At 39.1% G+C, this 8509-nt stretch carries 7 protein-coding genes and 2 rRNA genes; 8 read left to right on the top strand and 1 reads right to left on the bottom strand.

Features of this window, described 5'->3' with window-relative positions; all coding sequences use genetic code 11:
* Together ACIQ7N_RS15905 and rrf are read left to right on the top strand one after the other, a co-directional pair.
* Positions 1 to 93 (top strand): 23S ribosomal RNA (locus ACIQ7N_RS15905); the annotation flags it as partial.
* A gap of 66 nt (positions 94 to 159) precedes the next feature.
* Positions 160 to 275 (top strand): 5S ribosomal RNA (gene rrf / locus ACIQ7N_RS15900).
* A 149-nt stretch (positions 276 to 424) separates the two neighbouring features.
* Here the strand turns inward: rrf and ACIQ7N_RS15895 are convergent.
* Positions 425 to 1096 carry a LytTR family DNA-binding domain-containing protein gene (locus ACIQ7N_RS15895; protein WP_402933741.1) on the bottom strand — a complete coding sequence of 224 codons (672 nt, stop codon included), beginning with the start codon at positions 1094 to 1096 and terminating at the stop codon, positions 425 to 427.
* Positions 1097 to 1310: 214 nt separating this feature from the next.
* Between ACIQ7N_RS15895 and aceA the strand changes: the two genes are divergently transcribed.
* From aceA to ACIQ7N_RS15865, 6 genes are all read left to right on the top strand, one after another.
* A complete protein-coding gene (gene aceA / locus ACIQ7N_RS15890; RefSeq protein ID WP_132363653.1) occupies positions 1311 to 2594 on the top strand; it encodes an isocitrate lyase in 1284 nt (427 codons plus the stop codon).
* A gap of 108 nt (positions 2595 to 2702) precedes the next feature.
* Positions 2703 to 4301 carry a malate synthase A gene (aceB, locus tag ACIQ7N_RS15885; RefSeq protein WP_402933738.1) on the top strand — a complete coding sequence of 533 codons (1599 nt, stop codon included), beginning with the start codon at positions 2703 to 2705 and terminating at the stop codon, positions 4299 to 4301.
* A 430-nt stretch (positions 4302 to 4731) separates the two neighbouring features.
* Entirely contained in the window at positions 4732 to 5127 is a 396-nt protein-coding gene (locus ACIQ7N_RS15880) for a GntR family transcriptional regulator (RefSeq protein WP_402933735.1), read from the top strand.
* Between the two features lie 3 nt (positions 5128 to 5130).
* Complete coding sequence (locus tag ACIQ7N_RS15875) at positions 5131 to 6228, top strand: DUF1648 domain-containing protein (RefSeq protein ID WP_402933732.1); 1098 nt, start codon at positions 5131 to 5133, stop codon at positions 6226 to 6228.
* A 129-nt stretch (positions 6229 to 6357) separates the two neighbouring features.
* Complete coding sequence (locus ACIQ7N_RS15870; protein WP_402933729.1) at positions 6358 to 7029, top strand: response regulator transcription factor; 672 nt, start codon at positions 6358 to 6360, stop codon at positions 7027 to 7029.
* Positions 7029 to 8399, top strand: coding sequence for a sensor histidine kinase (locus ACIQ7N_RS15865; RefSeq protein ID WP_402933747.1), 1371 nt, complete (start codon positions 7029 to 7031; stop codon positions 8397 to 8399). The genes ACIQ7N_RS15870 and ACIQ7N_RS15865 overlap by 1 nt, the downstream gene beginning before the upstream one ends.
* Positions 8400 to 8509: the final 110 nt, after the last annotated feature.

The following is an 8509-nucleotide window of genomic DNA, read 5'->3' as shown; positions in this document are numbered from 1 at the left end:
GATCCCTCAAAGACGATGAGGTAGATAGGTTCGAGGTGGAAGTGTGGTGACACATGGAGCTGACGAATACTAATCGATCGAGGACTTAACCAAAAACGTTTGAAACAATCAATGCACCGTTTATCCAGTTTTGAAAGAATAATCTTTCAATTAAATAAGTCTAGTGATGATGGCAAAGAGGTCACACCCGTTCCCATACCGAACACGGAAGTTAAGCTCTTTAGCGCCGATGGTAGTTGGGGGCTTCCCCCTGTGAGAGTAGGTCGTCGCTAGGCAATGTAAAGTCTGAGATTTTTTTCTCAGGCTTTTTTATTTTTTAGGCTGTCTTATACAATAAATGTATAGGACAGCCTTTTTTCTTCAATCAGCAATGTTCTCTGTGCGAAAGCGAAGCGACAGCAACAACAATTACGCAAGGCAAAATCTAAAATTCAAGGGCGTTTCGAAGATTATTTAAATAAGATTGGCTAACGGGTAGTTCACTGCCATCCTTTAGAGTGACAACAAAATTAGAAGTAAGATCACGAGCTATTTTTTTTATGAAATGAATATTAACAATATAAGACCTGTGAATGCGAATAAAAGATGACGGTAGACGCATTTGAAGTTCTTTAAGAGTAATACTTGTTTTAAATTGTTCCCCCTCTACATAAAACCACGTTTTTTTCTGCAGGCTTTCAATATGAGAGATTTTTTCTATTGCAACAGGATTCCATTCCTCTTCTTGCTTTCCAGTTAAAAATTGAAAGGGCTCCAATTTCTTTTCGGTAAAGGTTGAAGGTAAAACTACAACAAGTGCAGCAGGCACATCTAATATGTTTATAGGATAACCTATTCCATAATAGGGTGTTTCGAATAAGGAATTATCTAAAACGGCATCTGTTCGTTTCCTTGTGCGTAGTACTTGCTCGGCAATGCTACCAGATTGTACTTGTTGACCTATTTCCAAGTTAATGTTTTGATGTCCAGAATGAAAATAGATATAGGAGTTTTCAGCAGCAATTGCAATGGATGAATTGGCTGGTACCCAGTCTTTTAACATTGAAATAAACTGTTGCGATATATCTTTTGACAAAGAATTAAACTCATTTTTCATTGTGAATATCCCCCTTGTTTGTAAACAGTTTACCAAATTTCGTCGCCCAAAAAAGCGGTTTTATCATTAAAATTTGGTATTTTATCTAAAAATAATGAAAATTCAGATGTACTGTTATATATTAATTTATAACAAATAAACCTGTTATGGAACAGCTGATTAAAAGTTTTTTAACAGAGTATATTGTATACAAAGGGGAAGGTGGAATTTCAATATGTCAACACGTCAAGAAAAAATCCAAGCATTAGAAAAACAATGGGCAGAGAACCCTCGTTGGGCTGGTATTGAACGCACATATTCAGCTGAAGAGGTTATTAAGCTACAGGGCTCTGTAGTACTTGAACAAACTTTAGCAACTAAAGGTGCGGCTCGACTTTGGAAGTCTTTACAAGAAGAACCGTTCATTAATGCATTAGGTGCATTGACTGGTAATCAAGCTGTACAGCAAGTAAAAGCAGGATTAAAAGCAATCTACTTATCGGGCTGGCAAGTCGCTGCTGATGCTAACCTTTCTGGTCAAATGTACCCTGATCAATCCTTATATCCAGCAAACTCTGTTCCAGCAGTAGTGAAGCGTATTAATCAAGCTTTACAACGTGCAGACCAAATTGATCATGCTGAAGGACGTGTAGATCAATTTGATTGGTTCGCTCCGATCGTAGCAGATGCTGAAGCTGGCTTCGGTGGTCCTCTAAACGTATTTGAGCTTGTAAAAGGAATGATTGAAGCTGGAGCCGCTGGTGTTCACTTAGAAGACCAATTAGCTTCTGAGAAAAAGTGCGGTCACTTAGGTGGTAAAGTGTTACTTCCAACACAAAATGCTGTTCGTAACTTAATCGCTGCTCGTCTTGCAACAGACGTAATGGGTGTTGATACGATTTTAATCGCTCGTACAGATGCTGATGCTGCTGATATGGTAACATCTGATATTGATCCGCGTGATGCTGAGTTTATTACGGGTGAACGTACTCCAGAAGGCTTCTTCCGTACAAAACCAGGCATTAAACAAGCGATTGCTCGTGGTTTAGCTTACGCGCCATATGCAGACTTGATTTGGTGTGAAACGTCTAAACCATCTCTTGAGGAAGCTCGTGAATTTGCGGCAGCTATTCATGCTGAATTCCCAGGTAAATTACTAGCATACAACTGCTCACCTTCTTTCAACTGGAAAGCAAATTTATCAGAAGAAGAAATTGCAGAATATCAACGCGAGCTAGGCAAATTGGGTTATAAATTCCAATTCGTAACATTAGCTGGTTTCCATGCATTAAACCACTCTATGTTTGAGCTTGCACATGATTATAAGGATAATGGTATGGCTGCATACTCTAAGCTACAACAAGCTGAGTTTGCATCAGAATCAAAAGGCTATACAGCTACACGTCACCAACGTGAAGTAGGTACTGGTTACTTTGATGATGTATCTCAAGTTATCTCTGGCGGTACTTCTTCTACGACGGCAATGGCGGGTTCTACAGAGACAGAACAATTCGTTTAAGTCACAAAGTACGCGTATTCCTAAATTCATAATCATAGATTAGTCTCCTCCGCTCCTCCTAAAGCGGGGGATGACTACTTAAATTCGCAAAGGTGGGGGAAATAACTGATGGAACAAGCAACAACAGGTAAGCTTAAAATTGTTGGGGAACAAAACGAGCAGACAAAAGAAATTTTAACACCAGAAGCCATTGAGTTTGTTCTTGCCCTGCACGAAAAATTTGATGCTCGTCGAAAAGAGCTGTTAGAGGCTCGTCAAGAACGTCAAAAGCGTCTTGATGCAGGTGAGAAACTCGACTTCTTACCAGAAACAAAGAAGATCCGTGAGGGAGATTGGACAATTGCACCACTTCCAGCAGATTTGCAAGACCGTCGTGTAGAAATTACAGGTCCTGTTGACCGTAAGATGGTTATTAATGCATTAAACTCTGGTGCAAGAATGTTTATGGCTTGCTTCGAGGATGCATCTGCACCGACATGGGAAAACATGATTGGCGGTCAAATTAATATGCGTGATGCTATTAATAAGACAATTGAATTTACACAAGCATCTAATGGTAAAACGTATAAATTAAACGAAAACACAGCTGTGTTATTAGTTCGTCCACGTGGTCTTCATTTACTTGAAAAGCATGTACTAGTAGATGGTGAACCGATCTCTGGTAGCTTCTTTGATTTCGGTCTGTATTTATTCCATAATGCTAAAAATGCATTGGCACTAGGTACAGGACCTTATTTCTACTTGCCTAAGCTTGAAAGCCATTTGGAGGCTCGCTTATGGAATGATGTCTTTGTGTTTGCACAAGACTATATCGGAATTCCACAAGGGACAATTAAGGCTACTGTATTAATTGAAACAATTTTAGCAGCATTTGAAATGGATGAAATTTTATATGAATTACGCGAACATTCAGCTGGTCTGAATTGTGGGCGTTGGGATTACATTTTCAGTTATATCAAACGTCTGCGCAATCAGCCTGATGTAATTTTACCGGACCGTGGGCAAGTGACAATGACTGTACCATTCATGAAGGCCTATACGTCATTATGTATTCAAACATGTCATAAACGTAATGCTCCTGCGATGGGCGGTATGGCAGCGCAAATCCCTGTTAAAGGAGATGACGACGCGAATGCTGTAGCGTTTGCAAAGGTTGCAGAAGATAAACGTCGTGAGGCAACAGATGGCCATGATGGAACTTGGGTAGCGCATCCGGGTATGGTTGCAACAGCAATGGAACAGTTTGATGCGATTATGACGACACCAAACCAAATCCATAAAAAGCGTGAGGATGTAAATGTTACAGCGGAAGATTTAGTAGCTGTGCCAGAAGGTACAATTACACTTGAAGGTCTTCGTATTAACTGTAGTGTAGGGGTTCAGTACATTGCTTCTTGGCTACGAGGCAACGGAGCTGCACCGATTAACAACTTAATGGAGGATGCTGCAACTGCAGAAATTTCTCGTACACAAGTATGGCAATGGATTCGTCATCCAAAAGGTGTTTTAGATGATGGCCGTGGTATTACATTGGCCTTTGTACTAGATATCTTGGAGGAAGAGCTTGTGAAAATTAAAGAGGCTGTTGGGGAACAAGCCTATAACAGCGGACGCTATGAAGAAGCTGCTGAGCTGTTTAAATCTTTAATTGAACAAGACGAATTTGTGGAATTCTTGACGCTTCCAGGCTACGAAAAATTAGCTTAACTTGCTTTTAGCATATTTGATTTGAGATACGAATCTACGAAACGAACATATCCAAACTTTCCTAAATTGTTGTGGACTAAACTCGAATGTAGTTCACCTTATTCCACTAGTGTAACGGACGGGGTCTGTCCCCTCGTTCCTTACTAAAAAATGAACACGGTTACAAAAAAAGGGGTCTATTATAAAAAGAGATTTAAATGGGTGAAGGATGTCTTACGAGCTTAGATGGGGAGCTTGTAAGGCATTTTTTGTTGATGAAATTTATGATGCATTAGCAATCGTTGAAAGGGGATGTCCCGAATTAATCATGGGACATCTCCTTTTTTTCGATCGTTCATATTAACTATAAAATCCAACTGGTCTCACTTTTTATGCACAAAAAATGATTATTTGTTATATTAGCTATATAACAACTTTGGAGATGATATGAATGTTTATTCAAATAGAGCCACAATCTGATGTACCAATCTATGAACAGGTAACACGGCAAATTATTGAAGGTATTGCAAGAGGGGAAATGAAGCCCGGAGATACCCTACCATCTGTACGTAGTTTAGCGGCTGATCTGGGCGTCAATATGCACACAGTTAATAAAAGCTATCATGAGCTGGAGGAAAAGGGGATCATTACTATAAGAGCCAAATCAGGTGCTATTATTCGTTCAACAGAGGAGCGAGCATTAACTGCTGAACAATTTCAACAAATTGAAAAAAGCCTAAAGCCTGTTGTAGTAGAAGGGATGGTGCTCGGCGCAACAGCTGAACAAATCGAGCACATGATAAAAAAGGTATTTTCTGATTTGCAAATACCTGCAGAAGGGGTGTAGCACATGCTACTTTTCGTTTTCTTAACCGTCTACCTCTTTACATTAGCTCTACAAGTATTTGTTCCATATATAGTACGAGAGACAATCATTTTTGGCGTTACTGTACCTGAACAAAACGTAAAGCATCCCGCTTTATGTAATATGAAAAAGCATTATGCTCAAATCGTTGGAATTTCTGGTGTTCTATTATTAATGATAATGATTTTTAGCTATTATTACTTTGCACAATTTGAGGCTATGCAAAGTATGTTACTGCTTGGCTGCTTATTTGCAATGCTTGCAGTCAGTATGACATTATATTGGATAAACCATCAAAAAATTTTAAAACTTAAAAAGGAAGGGCAATGGGGCTTAACTATAAAACAAGTTCGTGCTGTTGACTTAACGGCACGTAGTCGTGATGAAATGCTTCCGTGGCCATTTTATGTAATCCCTTTTGGCGTTACAGCGCTTCTAATTATCTTTACATTCCGCTATTATGATCAAATACCAGATCACATTGCTGTACACTGGGGACCTAGCGGTGAAGCGGATTCTTGGAGAAGCAAAACATATTTTACTGCTATTTCACTGCCACTTGTTATGTTGATGATGCAATGTATGATGTGGGGAATTGTAGATTCTATAAAGCGTTCAGCAATCAAGTTGGCTGTTAATCGTAAGGAAGAATCATTGGAAGAGCAGTTAAAAAGCCGAAAGTATATGAGTTGGAGCATTATGTTATTAAGCTATGCCTTTACAATATTATTTACAGTATTACAGCTAAGCAACATCTACCCTTCAATGGCTACAGCAAAAAGTCTACTACCGGTATTTATTTTGTTCTTATTGCTTGTTCTTGGCTTAGTCCTCGTTTATGTCTGGAAGAAACGCAAGCTGAGGGTGAGCTATGGAGACAATGTCGTTTCAGAAGTAATGGATGTTGATGAGGATCGCTATTGGAAGGGTGGATTAATTTATGCGAATCGTCAAGATCCTTCCGTTTTTGTAGAGAAACGCTTTGGTGTCGGTTGGACGATGAATTTTGCAAATCCACGTGGCTATATCGTAATTGGTTTGCCATTACTTATATTGCTGTTTATTTCTTTCTTTTCGTTATAATATGAAAAATGAAGTTATCAATTATGCCTCTGCATAATTTTGTGACATCCGCCGGAGACTTTAACTTTTTTCGGCGGATTTTTTGTTAAAATAGTGTACCTGAAACAAGTTGGATGGAGGTTGACCTGAATGAAAATTCTTGTTGTAGATGATGATGGACATATTTTACAGCTAGTAAATATTTATCTAACAAGAGAGGGCTATCAGGTGATACAGGCGGAAAACGGACACCAGGCTCTTAAACTACTTGAAGGAAAATTGCCTGATTTGGCAGTTGTAGATGTTATGATGCCAGGAATGGATGGTTTTACATTAACCGAGACATTGAGCCAGGAGTACGATATCCCCGTATTGTTATTAACAGCAAAAGGCGAGCTTGAGGACAAAGAGCGAGGGTTTTTGGCAGGCTCAGACGACTATGTTGTAAAGCCTTTTGAACCTAAAGAATTGCTGTTTCGCATAGCCGCGATATTGCGTAGATTCGATAAGAAAAATCAGGTGACCATTCAGGTGGGTAGACTCGTTATTGATCGTCGAAGCTTTGAGGTTGTCATTGGGGAAGATACACTTGTTCTACCTTTAAAGGAATTTGAACTATTGGCATTACTAGCATCTCGCCCGAATCAGGTGTTTACACGTAGCTTTATAATGGAGCAGGTGTGGGGCTATGATTACGATGGAGATGAGCAGACTTTAAATACACATGTGAAGCGGATTCGTGAACGTCTTCATCGTTATAAATCAGATGTTGAAATTACAACAGTGCGTGGTGTTGGCTATAAGCTTGAGGTTAGTACATGATAAAAACGTTATATAGTAGATTTGTTGTCACGACGATGCTCGTTATGATTGGCAGCTTATGTATCGGCTTTTTAGCGACAAATACGTATTATCATCAAGTTGTGAAGGAAAAAAACGATGCTAAAAATGTGAAAATCGCGCAGGATATTGCAAAATACATTGAGTCTTCAAAGCCTAATGATTTAGATAATTATTTAACGACTCTTGGTGAAATAGGCTATCAAATTTATGTAACAACTGATGGCGAAGGGCATTTCTTCGGCGGTGAGTATCGTGATAAAACATTACCATCAAATACAGTCAAGCGTGTTTTAAACGGGGAAATTTATCATGGTATGCGCGATTTTCCAAAAGAGACTTTTGTGACAGGCTTTTTTGCGAATGAGTTAATTAATACGATAGGTGTGCCGTTTAGTTATGAAAATAAGCAGTATGCACTGTTCATTAGACCTGATATTCGCTTGTTGTTCTCTGAAGTGCATACGATACTTGGTGGACTTATGCTTACGATGACAGTACTTAGTCTATTGGCAATGCTACTTTTTGCGAAGGCTCTAATTCGCCCTATTACAAAACTAACAGAGGCAACACATCAGCTTGCACATGAAAAATTCGATACGCTACTAGATATAGATCGAGCAGATGAGATTGGACAATTAGCGGTTAGCTTTAATGTTATGACAGAAAAATTACAGGAAAATGATCGAATACGTAAAGAGTTTATCAGTAATGTATCACATGATTTTCAGTCACCATTGTTGAATATTCAAGGCTATGTAGATTTACTAAAGAATCCCTTGCTGACCGACAAGGAGAGGCAGGAATATACAACGATTATTGAGCTAGAAACGAAGCGTATGTCGACATTAACGAAGCAATTACTATTACTAACATCACTCGATCAATCTACAAGGCTGTTAAAGTGTGAGCCTTATCGTTTAGATGAGCAATTAAAGGAAACCGTAAGAAAATATCGCTGGCAGCTTGAAGACGCTAATGTACAATTATCGTATCAGCTTGAACCAGTAACATATGATGGCGATGCGGGGTTATTACAAAATGTGTGGGATAATTTATTGACAAATGCCATTAAATACAATGTCGAAGGTGGAGAAATTCATATTCACATACAACAATCTTCAACCTCAGTTGAAGTGCTTATTGAGGATAGCGGCATAGGAATGACTGCCGAGCAGCTACAAAAGGTATTTGATCGCTTTTATCGAGTAGATGCGTCCAGAACAAAGCAAGGTACTGGGCTTGGACTAGCCATCGTGAAGCAAATTGCTGAGCTACATGGAGGAACGGTTCATATGGACAGTGTTATAAATTCCGGTACGAAGGTGCGTGTCCACTTACCTAAACTGTAATGAGTAGTTCCTGTAAAGTTTATGTTTACAAGATAAACTGCTAAATAAGTTGAACAGCTTAGGGTATCGTTTGGATCAAAAATGGAGTATACGCCTTATTCGTCTTGCTG

The sequence above is a fragment of the Lysinibacillus sp. NPDC095746 genome, from assembly GCF_044763535.1.
Taxonomy (GTDB): Bacteria; Bacillota; Bacilli; order Bacillales_A; family Planococcaceae; genus Lysinibacillus.
The sequence above is the reverse complement of the archived record's forward strand: the minus strand, read 5'-3'. Positions and strand labels throughout refer to the sequence as shown.

Excerpts from the sequence above, each read along its gene's own strand:
- ACIQ7N_RS15895 (WP_402933741.1), bottom strand. The coding sequence starts at position 1,096 with ATGAAAAATGAGTTTAATTCTTTGTCAAAAGATATATCGCAACAGTTT.
- ACIQ7N_RS15880 (WP_402933735.1), top strand. The coding sequence starts at position 4,732 with ATGTTTATTCAAATAGAGCCACAATCTGATGTACCAATCTATGAACAG.
- aceA (WP_132363653.1), top strand. The coding sequence starts at position 1,311 with ATGTCAACACGTCAAGAAAAAATCCAAGCATTAGAAAAACAATGGGCA.
- ACIQ7N_RS15870 (WP_402933729.1), top strand. The coding sequence starts at position 6,358 with ATGAAAATTCTTGTTGTAGATGATGATGGACATATTTTACAGCTAGTA.
- ACIQ7N_RS15875 (WP_402933732.1), top strand. The coding sequence starts at position 5,131 with ATGCTACTTTTCGTTTTCTTAACCGTCTACCTCTTTACATTAGCTCTA.
- aceB (WP_402933738.1), top strand. The coding sequence starts at position 2,703 with ATGGAACAAGCAACAACAGGTAAGCTTAAAATTGTTGGGGAACAAAAC.